This window comes from Armatimonas rosea, from assembly GCF_014202505.1.
Classification (GTDB): domain Bacteria; phylum Armatimonadota; class Armatimonadia; order Armatimonadales; family Armatimonadaceae; genus Armatimonas; species Armatimonas rosea.
In genome coordinates this window covers 737,101-762,733 of sequence record NZ_JACHGW010000001.1, presented here as the reverse complement: position 1 = coordinate 762,733, position 25,633 = coordinate 737,101, and the positions used below count along the sequence as shown (strand labels likewise).

Sequence of the window (25,633 nt, the reverse complement as noted above, 5' to 3'; positions counted from 1 at the left end):
AATACGGGGCGGATCGGCTATAATCTCCGCATGAGAACAACCCTACTTTTCTGCGCGGCTCTGGTCGCGCCCGCCCCTGTCTTCGCCCAGCAAGCTCCCGCCCAGAAGACTCCCACCCGCGCCGAGGCGATTGCCGCCACCAACGAGGCCGATACCAAGCGCATCGACGCGATGGTAAAGGGCGATCTGGCGGCACTGGAGACGATCTTCACCAAGGACCTGACCTACACACACTCCAGCGGTAAGAGCGACACGAAGGAGTCGCTGCTGGAGGCGATGAAGACCGGCGCGACCAAGTACCTCGCCGTGACCCTCTCGGAGAAGAAGCACCAGGTCTATGGCAACACGGTGATCGTCACGGGGCTTACCGAGGTGAAGGTCAAGGCGGGCGAAAACGAGGTCGCCTTCAAGGCACGCTTCACCGAGGTCTGGACACGGCAGAAGGGTGAGTGGCGCTTCGCCGCCTGGCAGACCACACGGCTCCCCGAGGCGAAGTAGTTTTACCTCCCCCGGCTCGCTTAGGCTCGCCACCCCCTCCGGCTCCGCGAAGGGGGGCGTGTCAGTAACGAGACCCACGCTCCGTTTTACCCTCTTCGCGAAGCCGGAGAGGGTCGCGCTCTAAGGCGCAGGGAGAGGCGGGGCACGATGAGAGGCAGTAAAGAATAGATGCGTGTTTTGTATATCGGAGGCACCGGGATTATCTCGTCGGCCTGTGTGGAAGAGTCGGTGCGGCAGGGGCAGGAGGTCTTTCTGCTCAACCGGGGCTCGTCGAAGAAGTATCTCCCGCCGCCGGGCGTGACCGTCATCACGGGGGATGTGAAGGGCGACCAGGCGGAACTGAAGGCAGTTTTAGCGGCGCACGGGCCTTTCGATGCGGTGGCGGACTTTATCACGTTTACGCCTGAGGACCTAGAGTCGCGGCTGGCGCTGGTGGAGGGAATCGCGGAGCAGTTTGTCTTTGTGAGCTCCGCGAGCTGTTATCAGAAGCCGCCCAAGCACTACCTCATCACCGAGGAGACGCCGCTGGAGAACCCGCACTGGCAGTACTCCCGCGACAAGATTGCGTGCGAGGCGATTCTGGCAGGGCAGAGCAAGCTCGCCTACACGACCGTGCGGCCGTCGCTGACCTACGGGCACGCGAACCTACCGCTGGTCCTGAATAGCTGGCTGCATCCCTGGACCGTGGTCGAGCGGATGCTGACCGGCAAGCCGGTGATCGTCCCCGGCGATGGGACGTCGCTGTGGACCAACACCTGGAATGGGGACTTTGCCAAGGGGTTTTCCAGCCTACTGGGCCGCCCCGATACCTACGGCGAGGCGTTTCATATCACCAGCGACGAGGTCCTCTGCTGGAACCAGCTCTTTCAGACCGTCGCAGATGCCCTCGGCGTTAAACCTGACTTTGTCCACGTGCCGTCGGACTTCTGCATGGGTCTCTACCCGGACTGGGAGGGGACGCTAATCGGCGACAAGGTGAACTCGGTGGTGCTGGACAATAGCAAGATCAAGCGCTTTGTGCCGGGCTACAAGGCCGAGGTGCTCTGGGCCGAGGGTGTCCAGCGCTCGCTGGCGTGGTTCCGGGAAGACCCCAGCCGCCAGACGGTGGATGCGGAGGTCAATGCCCGCCAAGATGCGGTGATCGCGGCGTTTCGTCGGTAGATTGCCGGGGATGGAAAGCCTCATCTCCCGAAAAAGAGCGTCCCGTGGACGCGCAGAGCACAATGGCTTTGCGCGTCCACGAGACGCTCTTGGCTTGTGCCGGGGATTTTCAATCCCCGGCGTACTTACTCGCCCTTTTCGGAGCGCTTGCGGAGCTTGAAGTTTAGCTCGCGCTTGCGCATGCGAACGTTCTTGGGGGTCACTTCCATCAGCTCATCGGGGCCGATGTACTCCATACAGCGGTCGAGGCTCATCTCTGTGTGGGGGGTCAGGCGCACCGAGATATCGGCGTTCGACGACCGCATGTTAGTCAGCTGCTTGGCCTTACACACCGACATCACCAGGTCGCCCTCGCGCTGGTGGCGGCCGACAATCATGCCTTCATAGACCTCGGTGCCGGGGCCGATAAAGAGCTCCCCGCGCTCCTCGGCGTTGGCCAGCCCGAAGTTGGTGGTCATCCCCGATTCATTGGCGATCAGGCTTCCCTGCGAGCGGTGGGGCAGCGGCCCGGCCCAAGGCAGGTAGCCTTCGAGCAGAGCGGACATGATCCCCGTACCACGGGTGAGGGTCAGGAAGCGGGAGCGGAAGCCCAGCAGACCGCGGGTGGGAATGACAATCTCCAGGCGCGTGTCGCCCCGGTCGGACTGCTGCATGTTCATCAGCACCCCACGGCGCTCCCCGAGGGCCTGCACAATGCCGCCCGCGTACTCGTCCTGGAGGGAGATAAAGACCCGCTCGAACGGCTCTAGCTTCTCCCCGTTCTCGCCCACACGGGTGATCGCCTCGGGCATCGAGACCTGGAGCTCGTAGCCCTCGCGCCGCATGGTCTCGATCAGCACGGCCAGGTGAAGCTCACCGCGTCCGTAGACCACGAAGCTATCGGGCGTCTCGCTCTCCTCGACCTTGAGGCTGACATTGGTCTCCAGCTCCTTGAAGAGGCGCTCACGCAGCTTGCGGCTGGTGGAGAACTGCCCCTCCCGGCCTGCCAGCGGCGAGGTATTTACCGCGAAGGTCATCTTCAGGGTCGGCTCATCCACGTTCGGAGGCGGAATCTGCTGGGGATCGTCGCCCGTCGCCACCGTCTCTCCAATCGTGATCTCCGGCAGGCCCGTCACGGCGATAATATCACCGGCATAGGCCTCTTCCACAGGAATGCGCTTCATCCCCTCATACACAAAGACACTCTGGAGGCGGGCGTTGTAGCGCGAGCCATCGCGGCGGAAGACCGTCACGTTCTGGTTGGGCTTGAGGGTCCCCGCAAAGAGCTTCCCGATCCCCAGTCGTCCCAGGTACGTGTCGCCGTCGATGGTCGAGATCATCGCCTGAGTCGGGGCATCTTTATCGGCGAGCACCTTTGGCTCCGGGACCGCGGTGAGGATCGTGTCGAAGAGCGGCTGCAGGTCCACGGCGTCTTCGTAGTCCTCCCGCAGCGACGAGCGCCCGTCGAGCGCGGTGGCGTAGACCACGGGGAAGTCTAGCTGCTCATCGCTGGCCCCCAGCTCCGCAAAGAGATCGAAGGTCTCGTTGACCACCCAGTCCGGGCGTGCCTCGGGGCGGTCCATCTTATTGATCACCACGATCGCGCGCAGCCCGGCGGAGAGTGCCTTCTCCAGCACGAAGCGGGTCTGCGGCATGGGGCCGTCCACGGCATCCACCAGAAGAAGCACGCCATCGACCACGAGGAGAACGCGCTCCACCTCCCCGCCAAAGTCCGCGTGGCCGGGGGTATCGACAACATTGATCTTGTGGCCCTTGTAGGTCAGCGCGGTGTGCTTGGAGATAATGGTAATGCCGCGCTCCCGCTCCTGGTCCATGCGGTCCATCACCCGCTCGGCGACTTCCTGGTTCTCGCGGAAGACCCCGCCCTGCTTGAGCATCCCGTCAAGAAGGGTTGTCTTTCCGTGGTCAACGTGGGCAATAATGGCGATATTTCTAAGCATAGCGGATAACCTGACATAAAAAGACCCGCGCAGGGCCAAGCCATAGCGCGGGTTTAGCATAGGATTATATCACGCCTGCAAAATTGTGCGAATTACCTCCCCGTGCACATCGGTGAGGCGCCGATTGGCACCGTTGTGGTAGTAGGTTAATTTTTTGTGATCCAGGCCGAGCAGGTGAAGAACCGTGGCATGAAAGTCATAGATTGTCGTCACGTCCTGCTCCGCCTTCCAGCCCAGCGCATCGGTGGCACCGTGGGAGAAACCGCCTTTTACGCCCGCTCCTGCCATCCAGACCGTGAAGCCCTGTGGGTTGTGGTCGCGGCCCTGGGTCTTGGCCTGGAAGGTCGGCATGCGCCCAAACTCCGTGGTCCAGAGCACGAGCGTGTCCTCCAGGAGCCCCCGCTGCTTCAGGTCGGTCAGGAGCGCCGCCGTGGGCTGGTCCAGGATCGGGCAGTGCCGATCAAGATCGGACTTGAGCCGCTGGTGCGCGTCCCAGTTGATCGAGCCCTCCACCGCCGACGACGACGCGCCGCAGAAGAGCTGGACAAAGCGCACGCCCCGCTCCACCAAGCGCCGCGCGAGAATGCAGTTCTTGGCATAGGCTGCAAGGTATTGATTGCTACTATCGGTCCCGTAGAGCTTGTGGGTGGCTTGGGTTTCTTTCGATAAGTCGGTCGCCTCGGGGGCAGAGAGCTGCATGCGTGCCGCCAGCGCGTAGCTCGCCAGCCGCGCGTCCAGCTCGGTGTAGCCCGGTGCCTTCTTGCCATAGCCCTTGTTGAGCGCGTCCAGAAAGCCCCGCACGCGCCGCTCGCTGTCCGGCGATGCGCCCGCAGGGAGTGCCAGATCGGGGATCTGCTTCTCCGTATTGAACGCCACCCCCTGAAACGCGGCGGGGAGAAACCCATTGCTCCAGTTGGCAGGCCCCGCGATCGGCAGGCCGCGCACATCGGGGATCGCGACAAAGGCGGGCAGGTCCGACGTGAGGCTCCCCAGTGCGAAGGTCGCCCACGCGCCCATGCTGGGGAAGCCCTCGAAGATAAAGCCCGTGTTCATCTGGAGGGTCGCAGGGCCGTGGGTGTTGCTCTTGGCGGTCATGGCATGCAGGAAACAGAGCTCGTCGGCGTGCTGCGCGATCTGCGGGACGGCATCGCTGAGCCACTTTCCGCTCTGGCCGTACTGCTTCCAGCCGTAGGGGCTCTTGGCCAGCTTGCCCTGGCTCCCCTGAAAGGTCACGAGCGCATCGGCACCGGGGAGCGGCTCGCCATCGCGCTTGGTCAGCTCGGGCTTGTAGTCCCACATGTCCAGCGAGCTGGCCGCGCCGGGGCAGAAGATCTGGATGACGCGTTTGGCCTTGGCACTCCCGGCACTCCCCGCACTCCCCGCACTCCCCCCGCTCGTGCCTCGCGACCCCCTCTCGCTCTGTTTCGGCGTTCCGCCGGACGAGAGGGGGTGAAGAGAGGGAGAGGCTTGTGCTTCGTCGGCGAGGAGGCTGGCGAGGGCGATGGAGCCTAGCCCGGTGGCAAGGTTTCCCAGAAAAGCGCGGCGGTCACTCATGGTCTCCCCCCTAACCCCCGCCCGGCGGGGGGAATGTGCGGAACGATTCCATTTTGTCCCCCCGCCGAGCGGGGGTTAGGGGGTTGGCTAGTAGTACAAGAATTCATGGGCGTTGAAGAGCGCTCGACAGAGCGCGGGCAGGCCGTCCTTGGCGACCAGGGGACGGGCAAGTGCCAGCTCATCCGGGCGGGGGGTGCGGCCAAAAGCAAGCTGGAAGGCACGCGAGATCTGTCGTTCGGGCTGTGGGCCCGCCTCTTTCTGGACACGCTGGGCCAGGTGCGTGGCCTGCTCACGGATGAAGGGGCCGTTGAGTAGCGAGAGTGCCTGGAGCGGAGTGGTCGTGACCTCGCGTTTGGGGGCTCGCTGGGCGCTCTCGGGGCAGTCGAAGCAGGCGAGCAGGTTGTCGCGCACGGCACGGACCGCCATGCGGTAGACACTGCGTCGCCAGGTCTCGGAGCCGTAGCTTGTGGCGGGGCCGTAGAAGGCGATGTTCTCCTGCTTGTAGGTAAAGAGCCGGTAGGGCGGACCGCCAAGCGTGCGGTCGAGCGTGCCACTGGTCGCCAGCACCGCGTCCCAGAGCGCCTCGCTCTCCATGCGCCGCAGGGGGCCGCGCCAGAGCAGGCGGTTGCTGCCATCGAGAGCCTGGGCCTTGGGCTGCGGGGTCACCGCGGACTGCTTGTAGGTCGCCGACGTCACGATCAGCTTATGGAGCTTCTTAAACGACTGGCCGCTCTCCCGAAACCAGACCGCGAGGCTATCAAGGAGCGCTTGGTTGCTGGGCTTGGCACCGTTGTTGCCAAAGTCCGAGGGCGTGGTAACCAGCCCCACCCCAAAGTGCTGCTGCCAGATACGGTTGACAATCACCCGCCAGGTCAGGGGGTTATCCCGGCGCACCAGCCAGCTTGCAAGGGCCAGCCGCGGCTCCTCCCCCTTCGCAAAGGGGGAAACGGCGCTGTCGCCGAGGGGGGCACCAGGAGAGACTTCTTCGACACGCTGCATCACGTCGCCGCGGCGCAGGAGGTAGACCGGCTCGGGGGAGACCAGCTTCCCAAGGTAGGCACGCTTGCCATCGCGCAGCTCATAGACTTTTTTGAGCAGTGCCTCGCGCTCTTTCGCGGCAGGCTGCTCCACGCCACGGCTCTCGTGGGTCGCGACCGTGTGCCAGCGCTCGCCGTCTTCGGAGACCTCGATCTTATAGGTGGCCGCGAGGCGATCTGCAAACTGGCCCGACGCATCCCGGCCCCACGTCACCAGGTTGATCGTGGTCTCGTGGGGTAGCTCGACTTGCACCCAGCCCTTCCCCGGTTCGTTGCTAATCCAGGAGTACGCATTGCCCAGCCAGCCATCGGTGAGGTGCGCGAGCTGGTGGTCTTTATAGCCGGGCAAGAGCGACGATGCCGTGGGCTTGCCGTTGAGCGCGAGGTTCTCCGAGCTCTCCGGACCATAGACCGCCAGCTCATCGAGGCATGGCTCGCTGCCGTCCTGGGTCGAGAGAATCGTAAAGCGCACGAACTTGGCGTAGGTTGGAGGAAAGGCATCCTCATTGCCCAGCGCGGAGAGCTTCTGCTCCGCCTTTGCCAGCCCGCGCACCTCCCAGAGCGCACTCTGGAACCGCCTCTGCCGCTCCAAGGCGCTTACTTTACCTTGTGGCTCCAGCTCCCGCTCGCCGTGGTAGACCCCCGCAAAGACCGCGCTAAGCCGGTAGTAGTCAGTCTGGGGGATCGGATCGAACTTGTGGTCGTGGCAGCGGGCACAGCCGACCGTCAGCCCTAAAAAAGTCTCCGCGGTCGTGGCGACCATGTCGTCGAGGTCGCTGGCGCGCTGTTGGCGGGTGAGGACCTCATCCGGGCTCGGGACATCGTCGTGGACCCCCGCCACCAGAAAGCCGGTCGCCGCCGCCTCCCCTACCTGATCGCCGGCGAGCTGCGCCTTGACAAACCGCTCGTAGGGCATGTCGGCATTGAGCGCCCCGATCACCCAGTCCCGGTAGGGCCAAGCGTTCTCTCTGAGGAGGTTGCGCTCGTAGCCATTGCTCTCCCCGAAGCGCACCACATCGAGCCAGTGCCGCGCCCACTTCTCGCCATAGGCCGGGGATGCCAGCAGCCGATCCACGAGTTTTTCATAGGCATCGGGCCGCATGTCCTTCACAAACGCCGCGATCTCCTCGGCCGTGGGCGGCAAGCCGGTCAAGTCCACGGTCACCCGCCGGATCAGCGTCCGCTTATCGGCCTCCGGCGAGGGCTTCAGCCCTTTCTTGGCGAGCTCGGCACGCACCAGCGCATCTATCGAAACCCCCTTGCCTTTAGGTGAGGGGGCAGGGGGAGAGGTGAGGGGCTTGAGTGACCAAAGTGTCGTTGTTGTCGGCAGAGCCTTCTTGAGAAGCGCCAGCTCGCTCACCGGCAGCTTCCCCGACGGCGGCATCTGGCCGGACTCCGCGGCGCGCAAGATTCGGCTCGCGTTTTGTTTAACGGCCTCCACGCGGGAGAGATCGAGCCCGCCCGCAGGCTTTGTCCCACTATGACAGCTCACACAGCGGCGTTGCAGAACGGCGTTTTGTGCCTGCGAGGGCAAGGCGGCCAGCAGGGCCACAAGAGTCATCCACCAGCGCATACCGCATTGTACACGCTTCTCCTAAAAACAGAACAACCCGCCGCAACGACAAGGCCAATTTATGGGTCTTGCCGTTGCGGCGGGCTGCTTTAGCCGCGCGTCTCTCAGACGAAAAATATTACGAGAGACCGCTCACCGCACGGGCGAACAGATCCGACAGACCCGCGCGGTCGCCGATCGCACGCAGGGCGTTGAGCTCGTCGGCGTTGATACGGGTGTTGCAGATCTCCAGCGCGCGGTTGAAGTTGCGCACCGAGCGCGCCACCGATGCGTTCTGCTGGTCTGCGGTGTCGGTGTTGAGCGGCTGGCAGTCGATCCCCACGACCGCGTTGTAGCCGATCTCCTGCATCGTGTAGACCGTCTCCACCGCCATGCCAAAGTCGTTGTCCCCAAAGGCCAGGTCTTCGTCGAACTTGAGGCCGGAGCCCGAGTTCAGGTGGACATAGAACGCCTTCTTGGCCGCCGCAACCAGCCCGAGCTCGGCGGCGTAGCGCTTGCCGGCCATGGTCGAGTGGCAGACCTCCAGGTTGGTTCCGACAAAGGGCTGGAGCTCGGCGGGCATCATCCCAATGATCGCCAGCGTCTCCCCTGCATCGGCGGGAACCGCCCAGTTAGCGGGCTCGTTGGGCTTGGGCTCGATGGCGATCGGCAGCGCCTTCTCGGGGCCGTAGGTATCGAGCATCCACTGGACAATCTCGCTCAGGCTCTCGGCGGTCTGGCGGTAGCAGTCAGCGTAGTTGACCATCAGCGGGCCACCAAAGCCATTGGAGCTGTTCCAGTAGACATAGATCTCGCTCTGAAACACCTCGATCCCTGTCGTGATGTAGTTCTTCGTGCGGCGAATCGCCTCGGCGCGGGTGGCGGCCACGGGCGCGCCCAGGTTGCCAATCGCAAACTCCGGCCCCCGCTTGAAGAGGTTGGCGGTACACATCGCCACCTTCATCCCCGCGTTGTCCACGGCCTTCTTGATATCGACCGCATCCTCCGGCTCCGCCTCGGTATCGTGGAACTCGACATGGGAGCAGCCTGCATCCTTGAGACCAACGAGGGTCTCCTCCAGCGAGAGCGCGGGGCGCATGACCGGCGCGAAGCGTCCCCCACCCGTTCCCATGTTCCAGACACCAGCCGCGAATGCCTCACCCAGCGTGTACGTCGTTGTTGCCGGGGCCCAGTTGCCCTGGCTGTCTTTGCGAAATGCCATCGTTCAAAGTACTCCTGTTGGCAATATCTTAACGTACTTTTGAAATTATCGCCAGAGTAGTGGAGAAGCGGTAAAATAGAGGGATGGGAAAGCCAAGAGTGACCAAACAGAAACAGGGATATCGTCACCACGAGCCTGGTTACCTGATGCCTAGCAGCCTTGTCCGTAAGAAAGTCCAACCGATCACGCAGCTCTTAGGGGCGACCGCGGGGGTGATTCTGGCCTTTACTCTGCTGAACATCTTTGTGGTGCGTAAGTTTGATAAGCCGCCTGTTTTCTCCAAAAGGTCCGCCAAGGCGACTCTGGGACAGTCGAAGATTCCTGAGCCTTCCGAGCTGGCACCGACCGACTTCAACGCCGAGAACCCTATGGTCACTGCCGAGGAGCTCGCGCAAGCCCGCAAGTGGGCTAAGGAAACGGCAGCGGCGAGCAAGCGCCCCGTACCGGTGGGCATGGTCCCCAATCTAAACCTGCAGCTCTTCAATGCCCTTCCCACCAGTGAGAAGCAAGAGTTCCTCAACAGTCTCCCTCAGAAGGTGCGAACCAGCTACCTAAACACCATGCCGGCATCCCAACAGAGCGCGCTCTTGGATGCTTTGGAAAAAAAACCGAGTACCACCAGCTCTCTCCCCACAGCCAGGGTCTCCCTGGGCCCGACAGGTGGGGTGGAGACCATTCGTGAGCAGGCGAGGCCCACGGCGAAGTACTTGGATCGGCTGGAGAAAATTGAGTCCCAGCGAGGCACGGCCTCCTCGGAGAGCCTTCTGAGTGAGCTCAATAGCATCATCCCTCCCGTGAACTGCCGCAAGCTCCACCAGGCCTATATCGAGCTCGTGCGCTCTGCCCCCGCGAGCCCGCCCCCCAGCACAACCACCGATACGCCCAGCACAACCACCGACACGACAACCGCGCTCGATAGGCCCCAGCTCAACCGGGTGGACTTTGTTCTGCGCGATCTCCAGAGCACGGTTCCCGGCCTCCCCGACACCGCGCGTAGCTTCCGTATCGGGCGCTAACCGATGGACCCGACTCCGCAGATAAATGCCATTGAGCCGCCCTCGTGGTGGCGACAGACCGCGCAAAAATCCCTGCGCTTACTGCTCCGTGGCGCGGGGCTTACCGGTGCGAGCGTGACCGTCAGCGGCGCGGGACTGCGCCTTGGGAAGCCCCGTGTGAGCGCCGATGGGAGCGCGCTCTTTGTGGAGGCCACCCTCGCCAAGGACGCGCCGCTGGGAGCGCACACGCTGACCGTCACGACCCGTGCGGGCACCACGACCGCCCGCTTCACCGTGCTGGATAGGCCCGCGCCGCGCCTGGGAGGGGTCAACAACGACGATGTGCTCTACCTGATCCTGCCGGATCGGTTCTGCGACGGTGACCCGAAAAACAACGACCCGGAGAAGTCCAAGGGCATCTACAATCCCAAGCGCCCACGCCACTACCACGGTGGCGATCTGGCCGGGATTCGCAAGAAGCTCCCCTATCTCAAAGACCTGGGTGTCACGACTCTCTGGCTGACCCCACTCTACGACAACGCGGATTTCCAGCACCCCACTCTGGCCTGGGCCGGTGAGCCCGCGATCGACTACCACGGCTACGGCGCGGTGGATTTCTACGGCCTTGAGGAGCACTTCGGCACCCCCGACGACCTCCATGCCTTGGTGAGCGAGGCGCACCGGCTCGGGCTGAAGCTGATGCTCGACCAGGTCGCCAACCACTGCGGGCCGTTCCATCCCTGGGTAAAAACGCCCCCCACCCCGACCTGGTTTCACGGCACACCCGAGAAGCACCTGGACTGCGACTGGAATGTCGTGAACCTGCTCAGCCCCCACGCGACACAGGCATCGAAGCGCGCGACCCTGGAGGGCTGGTTTGCGGGAATCCTCCCCGATCTCAACCAGAGCGATCCCGAGTGCCGCCGCTATCTGATCCAGAACGCGCTCTGGTGGGTGGGGGTCTATGGCTTCGATGCGATCCGCCAAGACACGGTGCCCTATGTAGCCCGGGACTTCTGGCGGGACTGGCACGCCGCCCTGCGTGCGGAGTTCCCCGAGCTGACGACCCTGGGCGAGGTGAACCTCCCCGATGCCGCGGTCAATGCCTTCTACCAGCGGGGCAAGCGCGGCTTCGACGGAATCGATGCGGGCTTTGACCTGCTCTACGACTTCCCGCTGGAGAGTGGCATGATCGCGGCCTTTGCCCACGGCGAGCCGCTCCAGAGGCTTGGGTTCACCGCCGGCTCCAGCGATATCGCCGGCGCGCTGGCCCACGATAGCCTCTATCCCAACCCCGACTCCCTGGTGACGTTTCTGGGCCTCCACGACACGACGCGCTTTCTGGGCCGCAAGGGCGCGACTCTGGCGGGCCTGAAGCTCGGTGCGACCTTTCTGTTCACGTCGCGTGGCATCCCGCTCTGGTACTACGGCGATGAGGTCGGGCTCTCGGGCGGCGACGATCCCGATAACCGGCGGCACTTCCCCGGCGGCTTCCCCGGCGACAAGGCCAATAAGTTCACGCCGGAGGGGCGCACGCAAGCGGAGGAGGACCTCTTCCAGCACATCAAAAAACTCACCCACCTGCGCGCCACGCACCCTGCCCTGCGCCACGGGAGCACCCACGTCCTCTATGCCCAAGGCCAGCACTATGCCTACGCACGGGTGGATTCCCCCCCGTCGGACAGGGGCAGGGGGGGCTTCGTGCTCGTCGCGCTCAACAACGACTCGGAGAAGCCCGCCACGCTCACGCTTGACCTCACCGAGCTCAAGCTCCCCGTCGGCACACGCCTCACCGACGCTCTGACTGGCACCATTGTCACCGCCGCTAACCCGACACTCATCCTCACGCTTGCGCCACGCTCTGCCCAGGTGCTCGTGCGATAAAGAACCATGACGATCTATATCGTGCGCCAGTGGCGCTGGGAGCTCCACGACGAAGTGTTCTACGTACTCCAAGACCAGACTCCGGTTCGAGCTTTCACGACTCCCGAGGCAGCACAGCAGTTCGTCGCACAAGAAGACGCACGGGAGCGGGCACTCTGGCGTGAGCGGGATGCTCCCCTGCCCGATGACACACAAGTGCGTGATCAGGAGCTCTACGACGTGGTCGCCGTGGAGCTAGAGGAAAGTCTATGAGAGTCTATCTGGTACAGAGACGCCACTGGGAGTTCAACGATGACTACTACGGGGTCACACAGAAGGAGCCCCTCAAGGCATTTCAGAGCGCCGAAGATGCTGGATTTTACCGGGACCAGTGCGAGCATACGGAGCGCCGTCGGATCGAGCAGGAGGGGATAGACCCTGGATACTCTGGCACGAATCCTTTTTTGGTCTTCGATCCCCAGGAAGCCCCCAATGCGGAGCCCGTCCTGAGCTCCCTCCCCGAAGAAGAGCTCGTCGCCTGGCTACAGAGCCAGGGGCTCCCCTGCCCTGCAAAGCACCCAGAGGAGTATGGGTTTTACGAGGATAACTGGTGGGCGAGCTTCCTTCAAGCATCCACAACGGAGCAGCGCGATGCGTTTTGGGACCGCCTTGACTATGTCCAACTCTTTGAGGTTGTCGAAGTGGAGCTGGAGGACACATGACCGTCTACATCGTCCAGAAACTGGATTGGAAGTACGATGACGCTTTTTACTGCCTGTACGACGACGAGCCTGTAAAAGCGTTTGCCAAGAAACATGATGCCGAAGTCTACCAGCCCCTACTAGAGAAAGAAGCACGCGAGAGCTGGCAGGGGCAAGGCCGTTACTGTATCGGGGAGAACGGTGATTGCGACGAACCCGATGCCTTCTTTGAGATCGTCGCGCTGGAGCTAGAGTCGTGAGCTCTGTTTTTCTGGTGCGCCTGCGCCGGGAGCGTCGCTACATCGAGCATGTCTACCAGTATGTTGAGACGCGCCATGTCGAGCGCCACCCCGAGTCGCATGTCTTCTCCACAAAAACGGCGGCGGAGCAGTTTGCTCTTGTCGGCATTCCCTCCGTCAACCCCTTTCGGCTGGACTACGGTCTAGAGGGCGATGAGCTAGGCTTTCGTGTCTCCAGCTACCCGGAGCTACAGCTTAATATCCCAAAGCTGACTTCAGCAATCGAAGCAGAAGGCTTGCCCGTTCCTGAGTGGTGGAAAGAAGACGCCTGGATAGGCTGGTGGGAACAGCTCCAACAAGAGCACACGCCCCAAGAGCTTGCGTCTCTCCAGAGACGTCTGGGACTCCCCAACTGGAGCGTGAACCCCTTTCACGGCGCTTGGATCGGCTCTTGGCCCGACACGATCTATCTTGATTACCATCTTCCCTACCAGACCCTCTACGAGCTAACCAAGGCCGAAGCCCTCCCCGAGATGCCTTCCCCTGAGGTGGGAGTGAGCGCATGGGAGCTCTGGTGGGAGGAAAACGCACCGCGCATGACCGACGAGCAGAAAGCCGCGCTCTGGCGCTTACTGGACCCACAACCTTGGGAGATCGTTGAAGTGGAGTTAGAAGAGGCATGACTGTCTATATCGTCCAAAAGCTGGATTGGAAATGGAACGACGAGGCTTTTGTCCTCCGCGACGACACCCCCGTGAAAGCCTTCGCCAGCCGCCGCGATGCCGAAACGCTCTGTGAAGAACTAGAGTCAACGGCGCGCCGCGAGTGGAAAACCTGGCACGAGACCAATACCTACATTGGGGAGCAAGGGCGCGGGGAGTCAGTCGAGACATTCTACGAAGTGATCGCCATGGAGCTGGAGCCATGAGCCAGACACTCTATTTGGTGCGCCTTCGTAGTGTGTTTCGTGTTCGAGAGATATACGATGTGCGGGTGGATCGGATTCTGCCTCAGGCACTCTTTGCTTCACAAGACGCTGCCGAGCATTTTGTCCAAACCAACATTCCCATTGAGCACAATCCCTTCCTACGTGATGGTCTTTGGTCTGTAAACGTGGGTACTGACTGGATTGATTTTATGGAGATCTTATGGGAACGCGACCTGACCTGGTTCCTAGAGAAGTTACAGGAGATTCAACTGCCTTCGCCTGAGGTATATCAGTGGGATTGGACACTGTGGTGGTGTGAGGTAACCAAGAATCTGAAGGAGCAGGACAAAAGTCGTCTCTGCGCCTGGCTAGAGCTTCCACCGTGGGGGGAGAGCTTATTTGCCCCTGAGAGCTACTACATTTCCATGGACGGCTATGTGCGGCTCTGGTACGGCATCCCTCTATCAAAGCTCATCGAATATCTTACTTCTCATGGACTGTCCTTACCCGACATGCTCTCGGGGACGAAGAATTGGGAGTTCTGGTGGGACGAAACCGGGCCGCGCATGACCGACGAGCAAAAAGCCGCGCTCTGGCGCTTGCTGGCCCCACAGCCGTGGGAGATTGTCGAAGTGGAGCTGGAGAAAGAGAAAGTATGAAACCACTGATGCACGCGCGGTCGTCGGCGCGGCGGTTTGGCGGCACGCCGGAGGACTACCTACCGATCCACGAGAAGATGGACTCGACCAAGGCGGCGCATGCGGAGGTGACCCACCGCTGCGTCTTCCACTCGGCGTTTGGGATCTTCCTGATCGAGGAGCTCTTCGGGCAGACCCTGACCAACGCCGACGGCAAAGAGGTCTTCGTGCGCGATATCGCCGAGCAGCACGTTTTAGAGGACCTCGGCTGCATCCCCTCGCTCTCGGACTGGCTGAAGGAGATGCCATCGCAGCCGTGGATGGCGGGCGCGCGCAAGCTCAAGGTCAGCGAGGTCGAGCTAATTCCTGCACGAGGACGCGATTGAGAGAGGCACGGGTCGCCGGGGTCTTGCTGGGGCTGGCGGCGGGCGACCAGATCGGCGGGCCTGTGCGAATGGCGCTGCGGCTGGGGCAGAGCCTGGTGCACTGTGGGGGATTTTCGCAAGACGACCTTATGGGGCGCTACTTAGACTGGTGGCGCACCGATGCCTTCGACATGGGACCGACCGCGGCGCGGGTCTTTCTGCGGGTGGAGCGGGGCTGCACGTGGGAAGAGGCGGCTCGCCAGGTGGATGCCGAAGCCGGTGGCCTGACTGCGGGCTGCAACCCCGCCCACCGAAGCGCCCCGCTGGCGATGTGCACCACGATCCCCACTGAGGCACTGGCAGACCTAGCACGGCGTGAGGCACGCGTGACCCACTGCCACCCACTCGCCGGTGATGTCGCCGCCGCGGTGGTGAGGCTCTGCCGCGCGCTGATAGAGGGTGCGGACTGGGAGCTTGCCTGTGAACAAGCCGCGCGAGGCCGCCTCCCCGAGACAAGGCAGGTACTAGAGGGCACTTCGGTTGCCCCACTCTCCCCCGGGGGCTTTGCGCCCGAGGTGCTCCGCGCCGCCGTGGCCTTTGTCAGCGCCGCCGATTCTGCGGAAGAGGCTCTGCATCATTCACTTGCGTTTGCTGGCCCCGCGAACTACTGCCCTGTCCTCGTCGGAAGCCTCGCCGGGGCGCGCTGGGGAGTCAACGCGATCCCTTCCTCATTACTTGCTCATCATACGGCTTTGCTTCCCCTGCTCCAGCAGACTGCACAGGCGCTTGCTCTCGGCTGGCAGGACTCTGTGCTCACAGTGTGAAATATTAAAACCGTATGAAAATCTTCATGACTTCTTCATCCACCAGCCATACCCTACGTCCTAAGCAGGCGCAGCTGCCTGTGGAAAGAGAGGGAAGTCTCCAATGAAACAGCGATTACACGTAGCGACCGCAGCGACCCTTTTTCTGGGCGTGGGGGCTTGCGGAGGCGTCAGCCCCAGCTTTACTCCTATCGGGGCCGAGCTTCCGGGCCTGACTCGCGCGGAGCAAGAGAGCTTCACCGAGGGAAAGACCGTCTTTGCAACACCAGAGGATGTCGATGAAGGGCTGGGGCCGGTCTTCAATGGCCGAAGCTGCGGCGAGTGCCACTCGGCAGGAGGCGTGGGGGGAGCAGGTGAGGACCTGGTGCTCTCGCGCGTGACTCGGATCGGGGCGGGCGCGGGAGCCCGCTACTCGGACCTGGTCGAGCTCGGTGGCCCGGTGCTCCAGCGCCGCACCATCGATGAGCTGGAGCCAGGGCACAGTATCCCCGCCGAGGTTGTCCCCCCAGGAGCCGAGCATGTCTCCCGGCGCATCACCACACCGCTCTTTGGGGCGGGGCTGATCGAGGCGATCCCGGATAGCGAGATCCTCAAGAACATCAAGAGCGGCGACCCCGATGGAATCACGGGGGTCGCCAACTACGCCACCAGCCCCTTCACGGGTCTGCGGCAGGTGGGACGCTTCGGCTGGAAGTCGCAGGTGGCCACACTGGAGCACTTCTCTGCCGATGCCTACCTCAATGAGATGGGCATCACCACCCCGACGTTCTCCCTCGACCTTCTGCCCCAAGGTAAAGCGCTCTACGATGTGGTGCCGGAGCCGGAGGACGATGGCGGAGATGTCCAGGTCTTTGCCACCTTCATGCGCCTCCTGGCCGCGCCCGACCCCGCACCGGCAACGGTCACGAGCGCACGGGGGAGCCAGGTCTTCACCAAGATTCGCTGTGCGGCCTGCCACATCCCCACCCTCCGAACGGGCACGAGCAGTGTGGCGGCGCTCTCCAACCGCCCCGTGAACCTCTTCTCCGACCTGCTGACCCACGACCTAGGGATGGGTGATGGTGTCGTCCAAGGCAGCGCCGATGGCGACCACTTCCGCACCGCGCCGCTCTGGGGCCTGCGGCTGCGCAAGTTCTTCCTCCACGACGGCCGTGCCACGACAGTCGATGCGGCGATCCGTGCCCACGGCGGCGAGGCGAGTGCGGCAGCGCAGCGCTATGCCAACCTCAGCGCCACCGACAGAGCGGATCTATTAGAGTTCCTCGGGACGCTCTAAAAACAAAAATCCCCCGTGCCGCAGGCTGCGGCACGGGGGATTTCCTTATGTCTCCCCCACTTGTGGGGGCCAGGGGGCCTATCCCTTGAGCGCGTCGGCGCCGCCCACGATCTCGGCGAGCTCCTTGGTGATACCGGCCTGGCGGGCGCGGTTGGCCGCGAGGGTCAGGCCCGCGATCATCTTGCCGGCGTTGTCGGTTGCGGACGACATCGCGGTCATTCGGGCACCGTGCTCACTCGCCACGGACTCGATCAGCGCCTGGTAGACCAGCGTGTCCACCGAGCGGGGCAGCATGTTGCCAAAGAGCGTCTCGGCATCGGGCTCGAAGATATAGTCCTCGTTGGTCCCACTCGCCTCGATATCGTCCTCGGCCACCATCGGGAGCATCTGGACCGCCATGGGCTTCTGCACCAGCGCGGAGAGGAACTTCGTGTAGACCAAGTAGATCACATCGACCTCACCGCTGGTGTAGAGATCCCGCGCTTGCTTGGCGATCTCTTGTGCCTCGGCAAAGCTCGGGTTGGTCATGTTGAGCGTGAACTCCCCCACGATGGCGTAGGGGCGGCGGCGGAAGTAGGTCTGTGCCTTGCGCCCCGCCAGCAGAAGCTTGGTGGTCTCGGGGGTGACCGCACCGCCCTCGACACCGCCGGTTCGGAGCACTTCCTGGACCTTCTTGAGCAGGTTGGTCGAGTACGAGCCGCAGAGCCCACGGTCCGCGCTGATCACCACAATCCCGACCTTCTCGGGCGCGCGCACCTCAAGCAGGGGGTGGGTGATGTTGCCCGCACCGGCCTTGCTCAGCGACCCCATGACTTCCTTCATCTTGTTGGCATAGGGGCGAGCGGCGACCACACGGTCCTGAGCACGCTTGAGACGGGCAGCGGCGACCATCTTCATCGCCTTGGTAATCTGCTGGATATTCTTGGCGGTGCGAATACGACCGCGAATCTGACGCATGGAGGGCATAGCGGCCCTATTTTACCATATCCCCCCTCCCTAACGCCGTCTTGCTACGGAGTTTTCCAAGTGGTCTAATGCCTGCTGTGAAAGAAGTTCTGGCAAAGGTAATCGGTGGCCACATGCTCTCCGAGGCAGAGGCGGAGGCCGCGATGGGCAAGGTCATGGCCGGCGAGGCGACTCCTGCCCAGCTCGGGGCCCTGCTCACGGCGCTGCGGCTCAAGGGAGAGAGTGTCGAGGAGCTCACGGGGTTTGCGCGCGGGATGCGGGCGCACTCGCTCAAGGTGACGACCACGCGCCGCCCGCTGGTGGATACCTGCGGCACTGGGGGCGCGGCCCGCAAGACCTTCAATGTCTCCACCACCGCTGCCTTTGTCGCCGCCGCCGCGGGAGTCGCGATCGCCAAGCACGGCAACCGCGCCGCAACCAGCAAGTTTGGCTCCGCCGATGTCTTAGAGGCGCTCGGGGCGCGGCTGGATCTCTCGCCCGAGTCGGTAGGGCGCTGCATCGACGAGGTCGGGATTGGCTTTCTCTTTGCCCGCAGCCACCACCCCGCGATGAAGCACGCCGCCCCTGTTCGCGCGGAGCTGGGCTTTCGGACGATCTTCAACGCCTTAGGGCCCCTCACCAACCCGGCCGGCGCGACACGCCAAGTCCTCGGGGTCTACGACGGCGCGCTCTGCGAGCCGCTCGCCACTGTCTTGCTGCGCCTTGGGGCCGAGCATGTGCTCGTGGTCCATGGCAAGGCGGGCCTCGACGAGCTCTCGACCTTCGGCGAGACGCTGGTAGCGGAGGGCAGGGACGGCACGGTGACCACCTACACCCTCACTCCCGCAGACCTCGGCCTGAGCGAGACGACTCCTGAGGCACTGGCCCCGCACGACGATCCCGCCGCGACCGTCCGCGCGATCCTCGCCGGCGAGCCCGGCCCCCGCCGCGAGATTGTCTTGGCCAACGCCGGCGCGGCGCTCTATGTCGCCGGGAGCGCCGAGTCTCTACGCGCCGGTATCGCCCTCGCCGCCCAGGCAATCGACTCTGGCGCGGCCCGCACCAAGCTAGAGCAGTTTGTGGAGTTTACTGCCCGAGACGCATCATGAGCACGATTTTAGATAAGATTCTCGCCACCAAGCGCGACGAGCTCGCGGCCCTGCGCGCCCAGCACACCCCCGCCAGCCTCACCACCCGCTGCGCCGACCTGCCGCCCACGCGGGGCTTCCGAACCGCACTCGCTCCCCCCTCCTTGGGGGCGGGGGGGGCCAAGCTGATCGCAGAGGTTAAGAAAGCATCGCCGAGTAAGGGGCTGATCCGCCCGGACTTCGACCCCGTGGCGATCGCGCGCGCCTACCACGCCGGCGGTGCGAGCTGCCTCTCGGTGCTCACCGATGAGCAGTACTTCCAGGGGAGCCTAGGCTACCTCGCCGCGATCCGGGAAGCCGTCCCCCTGCCCCTCCTGCGCAAAGACTTCCTCATCGACCCGCTCCAGATCTACGAAGCCCGCCTCGCAGGTGCCGATGCCATCCTCTTGATCGTCGCCGCGATTCCGTCGCCGTCGCGCCTTGCGGAAATGCGCCATGTCGCGGAGCTGCTTGGGATGGACGCGCTGGTCGAGGTCCACAACGAGGCAGAGGTGGCGCTGGCGGTCGAGTCGGGCGCGACCCTGCTGGGTGTCAACAACCGCGACCTCAAGACCTTCGAGGTGCACCTAGAGACCTTCGAACGCCTAGCGCCCCAGTTCCCCAAAGACGCCGTCGCGGTCGCGGAGAGCGGCATCTTCACCCCAGCCGATGTCGCACGCATGGGCGCCGCCGGAGCGCATGCGGTCTTGGTCGGGGAGTCCCTCATGCGCCAGCCCGATGTCGAGGCCGCCACCCGAGCACTCCTCACCCGTGCATAGCCACCATACCTACCTCCCGCTCCTCGCCCAGGCACGCCGCGACACGACTGCCTGGGCACCGCTTGCCTACGCCCCTGCCACCGATGACCAGGGCGAGTGGTATGATGCTAACCAAAAAGCCCGTGTTGCCCTTCTCTACTGTCTCCAGTTCGACCGCCAGCCCAGCGACGAAGCTCTGGTCCGTTTTCTCTTCACCCAGGAGACCCAGTCGCGACTGTCGGACCCGTTTCAAGGGCTCACCGCCTCCCTGAAGCAAGCGGCCTATCTTCTGGCAACCTACCAGCGCCTCCACGACCTTCCCCTCTTCTGCGAGGCCAAGTGCGCCAACTTCGATACCTACTGTGGCTTTGATAGCGAGTATCTCTGTCGATTCGGCGAGGAAGGCGCGCAGTTCTTCCAAGCGCACGGCACCGAGGAAATGCAAGAGCTTCTGGAAGAGCGCGACGTGTTCTCGCAAGAGCACCTCGCCAACTGGTGGGAAGATAAGCAGCAAGAGTTCCCTGCCCAAGAATCCGCGCTGGATATTCTGGAGTGGTACGAGCTTGCCGTCGCCCTCGACGATCTCCCGACAGCCCGTACCTGCCTAGACACTTGGGAAAAATCCCTGCCGCTTCCCCACAGCAAAAATACCCTAGGTGCCCTAGCCAACTACCGCGCCGAAGTCGGACACTCTTTGGAAGCCTACACAGCACAGCGGGCGCAGCTCGCTCTCTTGGAGCAAGGCACTCCTGCGGGTTGGGAGTGGAACTTCTGCCTGCACAAAACCGGGCAGCGGGCCCTTGAAGCCAGGCTCTACCCCGAGGCACTGGAGCTTCTCGGACGCGCTGCTCCCTCAGAGCAGACTGCAGAGCTCCTCTTCCGGCTTGCCCTCGGCCCCAGTCCACAGGCGCTCACCGCGTTTAATGCCGCCCATACTCTCCTCGAAAGCGGTGTCGGTGCCCATCTTGCGACCCTGGAGAAGGCGGAGCGTGCCGCACAGCAGCTTGCCTCCTCGCTCCATGCCCACTATCAGCAAGCGGTCGCCCAGGAAAGGGCGCGGATCGCGCAAGAGCTTAGTGGGTTGTAGCCACAAGTAGCGTGGGCTTGGTGGCGGTGAGAATCTCGCGGATGGCTTTTTTATCTGCTTCTGTGAGGTGGGCGAAATCAGACGTGGTGTCTTTCCCGCCGAGAACCTCCTCGAGGCGCTGGCGGATGTAGTCACGGGCCTCTTTGGGCAGGGCATCGAGCTGCGGCGAGTAGACCATCCAGCTCAGGGGGTAGCGGGCGAGGCGGGTCTTGAGGTCGAGGTCGCGCAGGGAGCGGCCGTTGCCATCCAGCGGCCCCTGCTGGGCGAACTGCCGCGCAAAGGGGGTCGTGCCCGCCACGGGCTCTTTCAGCGGAGCCTCGCCGCAGTAGAGCAGGCCCTTCACCAGCGGCTCGCAGGCACTGGCGATCCGGCGGGTCGTGCTCTCGCGCCGCCCGGTCTCCTTGAGCGCCGCGTTGAGCTGCTCTTCATCGCGCAGGCTATCGCGCACCAAGTAGCTGGCACGGGTCAGCAGGTTCTGGACATGGCCCTGGTGCTCCGCCACCAGCAGAGCGACAATATCGGAGTGGGGCGTCAGATACGGAGTCGTGTCAAAGCGCTCGCGCAGGTTGGTCAGGTTCGCCCCCGCCTCGGAGTCCACGTGTGCATCGCCGTCGCCGCCCCGCGCGATCTCATTGCCCAGGTGTCGCTGCCTGCCATGGGTCCCCGTCACGTACCAGCCACCCCAGCGCTCCTCGAACGGGCTCTCGTCGGTGGTGACCTTGGAGCCCGCCGAGAAGTCCGGGGTGCCGTCGGCGCGCACAAAGAGCGAGCGCATGACATGGCCCGGCACGCTCTGGGTCAGCGATGACTGGTGGCACTGGAGGCACTCGTAGGTATGGCGCTTGAGCTGAATCCGATTGGGGTTCTGGGTGAGGGTGTAGAAGACCGCGCCGTGCACGGGGTCCTGCGCCATGAGCTCCAAGACACTCCCCCCCTGCACAAACCCGACCCAGCAGCTCTCGTTGAAGTACAGGGCGCGTGGCGTGCTGGGGGTAATAAACTGCAGCTGGAGGCTCGTCTTGGAGAACACCAGCAGCTGCGAGCTCACCGGCACCTGGAGGGCCGCCAGCAGAGACTTGAGGTAGCCTCCCTGTGGCTCATAGCGCAGCTTTACCTCGCCACGGTCCAGCCGCTTCTGAAGCCGCGCAATGGGATCGTCCATCGTGGCCGTGAGGTACTCCGACGTCGCATCGGGCGCTTTGGGCGCACTCGCCAGCGCCGCGGTTGCGAGTGTTGCCAAGACAAGCATAATCAGACGCATTTGTCCTATTTTACCACCCCCGTTTGTGATCGCCCCCGTTTGGACCGCCCCCATGAACGGGAGCGTCTTGCTATCGTCGCAAGCTCCGACACGAAGGCCTCCGCCCATAACCCCGAGTAAACTCGGTATGGCCGCAGGCCTTTGTGTCCGAGGAACGAGGACAGCGAGACGCCCCCCTCCAACGGGGGCGGTCCAAACGGAGCGATCCAAGCGGATCAGGTAAAATCCGAGTATGAAGCACCTCCTCGTCCTCGCCTTGGCTGTCGCGTGCGCCCCCGCAACGCTGGCACAGAAGCCCAAGCCCAAACCCAAGCAAGCGACCAAGCCCACCGCGGCGGCAGTTCCCATGACGGGGCTCTACGAGGGCGCGATCACCCTTCCCAACACGCTCAAGCTGCGTATCGCCTTCCACTTCGATGGCAAGGGCGCGGGCACCTGGGACAGCCCCGATCAAGGCGCGACCGGCCTCAAGCTCGCCAGCGCCACTGCCAAGGGAGAGGTGGTCTCAGTCACCTGCACGACCCCACCCTGGACCTTCACCGGCAAGCGCTCCGCTGATGGGACGAGCCTGACCGGGAGCTTTGTGCAGGGAGGCACCCCGATGGAGATGAGCCTCAAGCGCGTGGAGAGAGTGACCACGCTGCGCCGTCCCCAGACCCCCAAGCCGCCGTTTCCCTACAAGACGGTCGAGGTGACGATCCCCAACCCCGCCGAGGCAGGGGTGACTCTGGGCGGAACGCTTACCGTCCCGCCGGGCACCGGCCCGTTCCCCTGCGCGGTCTTTATCACCGGCTCAGGGCAGCAGGACCGCGACGAGATGATCTTTGAGCACAAGCCCTTTGCCATCCTCGCCGACGATCTGGCGCGGCGGGGGATCGCGAGCCTGCGCTGCGACGACCGCCTGGTGGGCAAGTCCAAGGGCGACCTGAGCAAGGCCACCAGCGCAAGCTTTGCGACCGATACCGAGGCGCAAGTGGCGTTTCTCAAGACCCGCCCAGAGATCAATGCGCAAAAGATCGGGCTAATCGGCCATAGCGAGGGCGGCCTGATCGCCCCGATGCTCGCGGCCAAGCCGGAGAATAAGATCGCCTTTATGGTTCTCCTAGCCGGCCCCGGAGTTCCTGGCGACCAGGTGATCCTAGAGCAGGCTGCGGCCGTCGCGCGCGCCTCCGGTGCCACAGATGCGCTTGTCGCGGCGACCCGTGCCAACCAGGAGAAGCTCTTCCCTATCGCCAAGTCCGAGCCCGACCCACAAAAAGCGGTCGATGCCATGGCAAAGGCCCTCGGGCTTCCCGGTGCCAGCACCCTGCCCTCCGCGGCGCTCGCGCAGCTCCAGCAGCTCGCCAACCCCTGGATGCGCTTCTTTCTGGGCTACAACCCCGCGCCCGCGCTCTCGAAGACGACCTGCCCCGTGCTGGCCCTCAACGGCGACAAGGACCTGCAAGTACTTGTCAAGCAGAACCTCCCAGTGATCGAGAAGCTCCTCAAGGATGCGGGCAACAAGGAGGTGACGGCGGTCTCGCTTCCGGGGCTCAACCACCTCTTCCAGCACACCAAGACCGGCAATCCTAGCGAGTACAGCACGATCGAGGAGAGCTTCGCCCCGGAGGCCATCAAGCTTATCGGGGAGTGGATCGTGAGCAAGACAAAGTAGCCACACCATGCCCGAGCCCCAGATAATCCTCCTCAACGGTGCCTCCAGCTCCGGCAAGAGCACGCTCGCCAAGGCGCTCCAAGCGCGGCTGGAGACGCCCCACGTGATTCTTGCGGAGGACGACTTCTGGGCGATGCTCCCCGAGCGCGACTACCCCTTCGAGGTGCGCTACCGGCTCTACTACGGCTTCCTGCACTGTATCGCCGCCCTCGCAGAGCAGGGGAACTTTGTGATTGTCGATACGGTCGCCGACGACCGCGCGGCACTTCTGGAGTGCGCCCGCCTGCTACAGCCCTACCCAACCCTCTTTGTCGGAGTCCACTGCGCCCTGCCTGTCCTCGAAGCGCGCGAAAAAGCCCGCGGCGACCGCACGCCCGGCACTGCCCAGCGCCAGTTTGCCACGGTCCACGCCCACGCCCTCTACGACACTGAAGTGGACACGTCGCAAGCCACTCTCACTGCCTGTGTGGACACCGTCCTTGCCGCCCGAGCGCACCCTCAAAGCCCCCGTGCCCTCACAAAACTCCTCGATTAAAGCGCTCCCCTTTAGACCGCCCCCGTTGGAGGGGGGCGTCAACGGGCGTCGCAGGCTCCGCCGCAAAGGCCTTCGGCCATACCGAATTATGGGCGTAGCCCTTCGTGTCCGAGGCACGAGGACAGCTAGACGCTCCCGTTCATGGGAGCGATCCTAAAAAACGCCAATCGGTTGGGGGATTTGGGAAAGTTAGTTTTACGGGGTAGCCAACAAGAATATTTATGGGTACCATAGCCGATAACGTGCGCGGCGTTGCCGTCGCGCAGTAACACAGATCAATCGGAGAGAATCTATGTCCACAACCAAAGTTGGAATCATCGGCTGCGGCGGGATCGCCAACGGCAAGCACATGCCCAGCCTCAAGACCGTGCCCGGTGTCGAGATGGTCGCGTTCTGCGACATTGTCGGGGAGCGCGCCGAGAAAGCGGCCCAGCAGTACGGCGCCGAGGGTGCAAAGACCTACACCAGCTACACCGAGCTTATCAATGCGGGCGGCCTCGACGCGGTCCATGTCTGCACGCCCAATAGCTCGCACCACGAGATCGCGATCGCCGCGCTGGAGTCCGGCCTGAACGTGATGTGCGAGAAGCCCATGGCCAAGACCGCCGACGGTGCCCGCGCAATGGTCGCGGCGGCCAAGAAGAGCGGCAAGCTCCTCACCATCGGCTACCAGTCCCGCTACCGCGCCGACAGCCAGGCTCTCAAGCAGCGCATCGATGCCGGTGAGCTGGGCGAGATCTACATGGCCAAGGCCCACGCCGTCCGCCGCCGTGCCGTCCCGACCTGGGGTGTCTTCCTGGACGAAGAGAAGCAGGGCGGCGGGCCGCTGATCGATATCGGCACCCACGCGCTCGACCTCACCCTCTGGCTCATGGGCAACTACGAAGTGGCGTCTGTCACCGGCTCGGTCTTCCGCAAGCTGGCCGACCGCGAGAACGCCGCCAATGCCTGGGGTCCCTGGAATCCCAAGGAGTACACGGTCGAGGACAGCGCGTTTGGCTTCATCAAGCTCAAGAACGGCGCGACGATTTACTTAGAGTCGAGCTGGGCGCTCAATGTCCGCGAGGCGGGCGAGGCCAAGTGTACCCTCTTCGGCACAGAGGCGGGCTCGGACATGAACGGCGGCCTCTGGATCAACGGCGAGCACAACTCGCGCCTCTACGACACCAAGGTGCAGACCGAGGCCGGCGGGGTCGCGTTCTACGATGGTGCCTCGTCGAAGGCCGAGGATATCGAGGCCCGTGTCTGGATCGAAGCGGTTCGCGGCAACGGCAAGCTAGTGGTCACCCCCGAGCAAGCCTGCGTCGTCTCCGAGGTTCTGGAGGCGATCTACAAGTCCAGCGAGACCGGCCAGACCATCACGTTCTAGGTTTCCCCAGACACTCCCCCCGGACACTCCCCCGGCGCTTCGCGCCACCCCCTCTCGCTCTGTTTCGGCGTTCCGCCGGACGAGAGGGGGTTTTGTTGTTTTGT

General features: G+C 63.6%; 25 protein-coding genes. 19 read left to right on the top strand and 6 right to left on the bottom strand.

Annotated elements, in window-relative coordinates:
• The first annotated feature begins 30 nt into the window (after positions 1-30).
• On the top strand, positions 31-498 hold the full coding sequence (locus HNQ39_RS03390; RefSeq protein ID WP_184192545.1) for a nuclear transport factor 2 family protein: 468 nt from the start codon (positions 31-33) through the stop codon (positions 496-498).
• Positions 499-666: 168 nt separating this feature from the next.
• Positions 667-1,659, top strand: coding sequence for an NAD-dependent epimerase/dehydratase family protein (locus tag HNQ39_RS03385; protein ID WP_184192544.1), 993 nt, complete (start codon positions 667-669; stop codon positions 1,657-1,659).
• 125 nt (positions 1,660-1,784) lie between these two features.
• Here the strand turns inward: HNQ39_RS03385 and typA are convergent, their stop codons facing one another.
• From typA to HNQ39_RS03365, 4 genes are all read right to left on the bottom strand, one after another.
• Positions 1,785-3,599, bottom strand: coding sequence for a translational GTPase TypA (gene typA / locus HNQ39_RS03380; RefSeq protein ID WP_184192543.1), 1,815 nt, complete (start codon positions 3,597-3,599; stop codon positions 1,785-1,787).
• A gap of 69 nt (positions 3,600-3,668) precedes the next feature.
• Complete coding sequence (locus HNQ39_RS03375; RefSeq protein WP_184192542.1) at positions 3,669-5,153, bottom strand: DUF1501 domain-containing protein; 1,485 nt, start codon at positions 5,151-5,153, stop codon at positions 3,669-3,671.
• Between the two features lie 87 nt (positions 5,154-5,240).
• The gene (locus HNQ39_RS03370; protein WP_184192541.1) at positions 5,241-7,763 is read right to left on the bottom strand and encodes a DUF1553 domain-containing protein; all 2,523 of its coding nucleotides are present in this window, start codon (positions 7,761-7,763) and stop codon (positions 5,241-5,243) included.
• A gap of 118 nt (positions 7,764-7,881) precedes the next feature.
• Positions 7,882-8,964, bottom strand: coding sequence for a TIM barrel protein (locus tag HNQ39_RS03365; RefSeq protein WP_184192540.1), 1,083 nt, complete (start codon positions 8,962-8,964; stop codon positions 7,882-7,884).
• A gap of 83 nt (positions 8,965-9,047) precedes the next feature.
• Here HNQ39_RS03365 and HNQ39_RS03360 point away from each other — a divergent pair, with 83 nt between their 5' ends.
• The 11 genes from HNQ39_RS03360 (at position 9,048) to HNQ39_RS03310 (ending at position 16,793) form a co-directional block, all read left to right on the top strand.
• A complete protein-coding gene (locus tag HNQ39_RS03360) occupies positions 9,048-9,980 on the top strand; it encodes a hypothetical protein (protein ID WP_184192539.1) in 933 nt (310 codons plus the stop codon).
• A 3-nt stretch (positions 9,981-9,983) separates the two neighbouring features.
• Entirely contained in the window at positions 9,984-11,843 is a 1,860-nt protein-coding gene (locus HNQ39_RS03355; RefSeq protein ID WP_184192538.1) for an alpha-amylase family glycosyl hydrolase, read from the top strand.
• A 6-nt stretch (positions 11,844-11,849) separates the two neighbouring features.
• Positions 11,850-12,095, top strand: a complete 246-nt coding sequence (locus tag HNQ39_RS03350) for a hypothetical protein (protein WP_184192537.1) — start codon at positions 11,850-11,852, stop codon at positions 12,093-12,095.
• Positions 12,092-12,544: a hypothetical protein gene (locus tag HNQ39_RS03345; protein WP_184192536.1), complete on the top strand. Its 453-nt coding sequence runs from the start codon at positions 12,092-12,094 to the stop codon at positions 12,542-12,544. The genes HNQ39_RS03350 and HNQ39_RS03345 overlap by 4 nt, the downstream gene beginning before the upstream one ends.
• Positions 12,541-12,783, top strand: coding sequence for a hypothetical protein (locus tag HNQ39_RS03340; RefSeq protein WP_184192535.1), 243 nt, complete (start codon positions 12,541-12,543; stop codon positions 12,781-12,783). The genes HNQ39_RS03345 and HNQ39_RS03340 overlap by 4 nt, the downstream gene beginning before the upstream one ends.
• Positions 12,780-13,445, top strand: coding sequence for a hypothetical protein (locus HNQ39_RS03335; protein WP_184192534.1), 666 nt, complete (start codon positions 12,780-12,782; stop codon positions 13,443-13,445). The genes HNQ39_RS03340 and HNQ39_RS03335 overlap by 4 nt, the downstream gene beginning before the upstream one ends.
• A complete protein-coding gene (locus tag HNQ39_RS03330) occupies positions 13,442-13,690 on the top strand; it encodes a hypothetical protein (protein ID WP_184192533.1) in 249 nt (82 codons plus the stop codon). The genes HNQ39_RS03335 and HNQ39_RS03330 overlap by 4 nt, the downstream gene beginning before the upstream one ends.
• The gene (locus HNQ39_RS03325) at positions 13,687-14,349 is read left to right on the top strand and encodes a hypothetical protein (protein WP_184192532.1); all 663 of its coding nucleotides are present in this window, start codon (positions 13,687-13,689) and stop codon (positions 14,347-14,349) included. Before HNQ39_RS03330 ends, HNQ39_RS03325 begins: the two co-directional genes overlap by 4 nt.
• Positions 14,346-14,714, top strand: coding sequence for a DUF6915 family protein (locus HNQ39_RS03320; protein WP_184192531.1), 369 nt, complete (start codon positions 14,346-14,348; stop codon positions 14,712-14,714). Before HNQ39_RS03325 ends, HNQ39_RS03320 begins: the two co-directional genes overlap by 4 nt.
• On the top strand, positions 14,711-15,517 hold the full coding sequence (locus tag HNQ39_RS03315; RefSeq protein ID WP_184192530.1) for an ADP-ribosylglycohydrolase family protein: 807 nt from the start codon (positions 14,711-14,713) through the stop codon (positions 15,515-15,517). The genes HNQ39_RS03320 and HNQ39_RS03315 overlap by 4 nt, the downstream gene beginning before the upstream one ends.
• A 103-nt stretch (positions 15,518-15,620) precedes the next feature.
• Positions 15,621-16,793, top strand: a complete 1,173-nt coding sequence (locus HNQ39_RS03310) for a di-heme oxidoredictase family protein (protein ID WP_184192529.1) — start codon at positions 15,621-15,623, stop codon at positions 16,791-16,793.
• 78 nt (positions 16,794-16,871) lie between these two features.
• Here HNQ39_RS03310 and atpG read toward each other — a convergent pair whose 3' ends face one another.
• A complete protein-coding gene (atpG, locus tag HNQ39_RS03305) occupies positions 16,872-17,759 on the bottom strand; it encodes an ATP synthase F1 subunit gamma (RefSeq protein ID WP_184192528.1) in 888 nt (295 codons plus the stop codon).
• Positions 17,760-17,827: 68 nt separating this feature from the next.
• On the opposite strand from atpG, the gene trpD reads away from it, so the two are divergent.
• From trpD to HNQ39_RS03290, 3 genes are read left to right on the top strand one after another with little or no spacing between them, the layout of a single operon-like run.
• Positions 17,828-18,847 (top strand): anthranilate phosphoribosyltransferase, encoded by a 1,020-nt coding sequence (gene trpD, locus HNQ39_RS03300; RefSeq protein WP_184192527.1) that lies wholly within the window; start codon positions 17,828-17,830, stop codon positions 18,845-18,847.
• On the top strand, positions 18,844-19,644 hold the full coding sequence (gene trpC, locus HNQ39_RS03295) for an indole-3-glycerol phosphate synthase TrpC (protein ID WP_184192526.1): 801 nt from the start codon (positions 18,844-18,846) through the stop codon (positions 19,642-19,644). The genes trpD and trpC overlap by 4 nt, the downstream gene beginning before the upstream one ends.
• Complete coding sequence (locus HNQ39_RS03290) at positions 19,637-20,710, top strand: hypothetical protein (RefSeq protein WP_184192525.1); 1,074 nt, start codon at positions 19,637-19,639, stop codon at positions 20,708-20,710. Before trpC ends, HNQ39_RS03290 begins: the two co-directional genes overlap by 8 nt.
• Here HNQ39_RS03290 and HNQ39_RS03285 read toward each other — a convergent pair.
• A complete protein-coding gene (locus tag HNQ39_RS03285) occupies positions 20,697-21,971 on the bottom strand; it encodes a hypothetical protein (RefSeq protein ID WP_184192524.1) in 1,275 nt (424 codons plus the stop codon). The two genes, HNQ39_RS03290 and HNQ39_RS03285, sit on opposite strands and share 14 nt — an antisense overlap.
• A gap of 232 nt (positions 21,972-22,203) precedes the next feature.
• Here HNQ39_RS03285 and HNQ39_RS03280 point away from each other — a divergent pair, with 232 nt between their 5' ends.
• The 3 genes from HNQ39_RS03280 to HNQ39_RS03270 all read left to right on the top strand — a co-directional run bounded on the left by HNQ39_RS03280 (position 22,204) and on the right by HNQ39_RS03270 (position 25,529).
• The gene (locus tag HNQ39_RS03280) at positions 22,204-23,625 is read left to right on the top strand and encodes an alpha/beta hydrolase family protein (RefSeq protein ID WP_184192523.1); all 1,422 of its coding nucleotides are present in this window, start codon (positions 22,204-22,206) and stop codon (positions 23,623-23,625) included.
• Positions 23,626-23,632: 7 nt separating this feature from the next.
• On the top strand, positions 23,633-24,160 hold the full coding sequence (locus tag HNQ39_RS03275) for a chloramphenicol phosphotransferase CPT family protein (protein WP_184192522.1): 528 nt from the start codon (positions 23,633-23,635) through the stop codon (positions 24,158-24,160).
• Positions 24,161-24,452: 292 nt separating this feature from the next.
• On the top strand, positions 24,453-25,529 hold the full coding sequence (locus tag HNQ39_RS03270; protein ID WP_184192521.1) for a Gfo/Idh/MocA family protein: 1,077 nt from the start codon (positions 24,453-24,455) through the stop codon (positions 25,527-25,529).
• Positions 25,530-25,633: the final 104 nt, after the last annotated feature.

Bases quoted from the DNA above. Each gene is read 5' to 3' on its own strand.
- typA (WP_184192543.1), bottom strand. From the start codon at position 3,599: ATGCTTAGAAATATCGCCATTATTGCCCACGTTGACCACGGAAAGACA.
- HNQ39_RS03325 (WP_184192532.1), top strand. From the start codon at position 13,687: ATGAGCCAGACACTCTATTTGGTGCGCCTTCGTAGTGTGTTTCGTGTT.
- HNQ39_RS03375 (WP_184192542.1), bottom strand. From the start codon at position 5,153: ATGAGTGACCGCCGCGCTTTTCTGGGAAACCTTGCCACCGGGCTAGGC.
- HNQ39_RS03345 (WP_184192536.1), top strand. From the start codon at position 12,092: ATGAGAGTCTATCTGGTACAGAGACGCCACTGGGAGTTCAACGATGAC.
- HNQ39_RS03350 (WP_184192537.1), top strand. From the start codon at position 11,850: ATGACGATCTATATCGTGCGCCAGTGGCGCTGGGAGCTCCACGACGAA.
- HNQ39_RS03310 (WP_184192529.1), top strand. From the start codon at position 15,621: ATGAAACAGCGATTACACGTAGCGACCGCAGCGACCCTTTTTCTGGGC.
- HNQ39_RS03270 (WP_184192521.1), top strand. From the start codon at position 24,453: ATGTCCACAACCAAAGTTGGAATCATCGGCTGCGGCGGGATCGCCAAC.
- HNQ39_RS03285 (WP_184192524.1), bottom strand. From the start codon at position 21,971: ATGCGTCTGATTATGCTTGTCTTGGCAACACTCGCAACCGCGGCGCTG.
- atpG (WP_184192528.1), bottom strand. From the start codon at position 17,759: ATGCCCTCCATGCGTCAGATTCGCGGTCGTATTCGCACCGCCAAGAAT.
- HNQ39_RS03385 (WP_184192544.1), top strand. From the start codon at position 667: ATGCGTGTTTTGTATATCGGAGGCACCGGGATTATCTCGTCGGCCTGT.
- HNQ39_RS03330 (WP_184192533.1), top strand. From the start codon at position 13,442: ATGACTGTCTATATCGTCCAAAAGCTGGATTGGAAATGGAACGACGAG.
- HNQ39_RS03320 (WP_184192531.1), top strand. From the start codon at position 14,346: ATGAAACCACTGATGCACGCGCGGTCGTCGGCGCGGCGGTTTGGCGGC.
- HNQ39_RS03390 (WP_184192545.1), top strand. From the start codon at position 31: ATGAGAACAACCCTACTTTTCTGCGCGGCTCTGGTCGCGCCCGCCCCT.
- HNQ39_RS03340 (WP_184192535.1), top strand. From the start codon at position 12,541: ATGACCGTCTACATCGTCCAGAAACTGGATTGGAAGTACGATGACGCT.
- HNQ39_RS03370 (WP_184192541.1), bottom strand. From the start codon at position 7,763: ATGCGCTGGTGGATGACTCTTGTGGCCCTGCTGGCCGCCTTGCCCTCG.
- HNQ39_RS03355 (WP_184192538.1), top strand. From the start codon at position 9,984: ATGGACCCGACTCCGCAGATAAATGCCATTGAGCCGCCCTCGTGGTGG.
- trpD (WP_184192527.1), top strand. From the start codon at position 17,828: ATGCCTGCTGTGAAAGAAGTTCTGGCAAAGGTAATCGGTGGCCACATG.
- HNQ39_RS03360 (WP_184192539.1), top strand. From the start codon at position 9,048: ATGGGAAAGCCAAGAGTGACCAAACAGAAACAGGGATATCGTCACCAC.
- HNQ39_RS03365 (WP_184192540.1), bottom strand. From the start codon at position 8,964: ATGGCATTTCGCAAAGACAGCCAGGGCAACTGGGCCCCGGCAACAACG.
- HNQ39_RS03275 (WP_184192522.1), top strand. From the start codon at position 23,633: ATGCCCGAGCCCCAGATAATCCTCCTCAACGGTGCCTCCAGCTCCGGC.
- HNQ39_RS03280 (WP_184192523.1), top strand. From the start codon at position 22,204: ATGAAGCACCTCCTCGTCCTCGCCTTGGCTGTCGCGTGCGCCCCCGCA.
- trpC (WP_184192526.1), top strand. From the start codon at position 18,844: ATGAGCACGATTTTAGATAAGATTCTCGCCACCAAGCGCGACGAGCTC.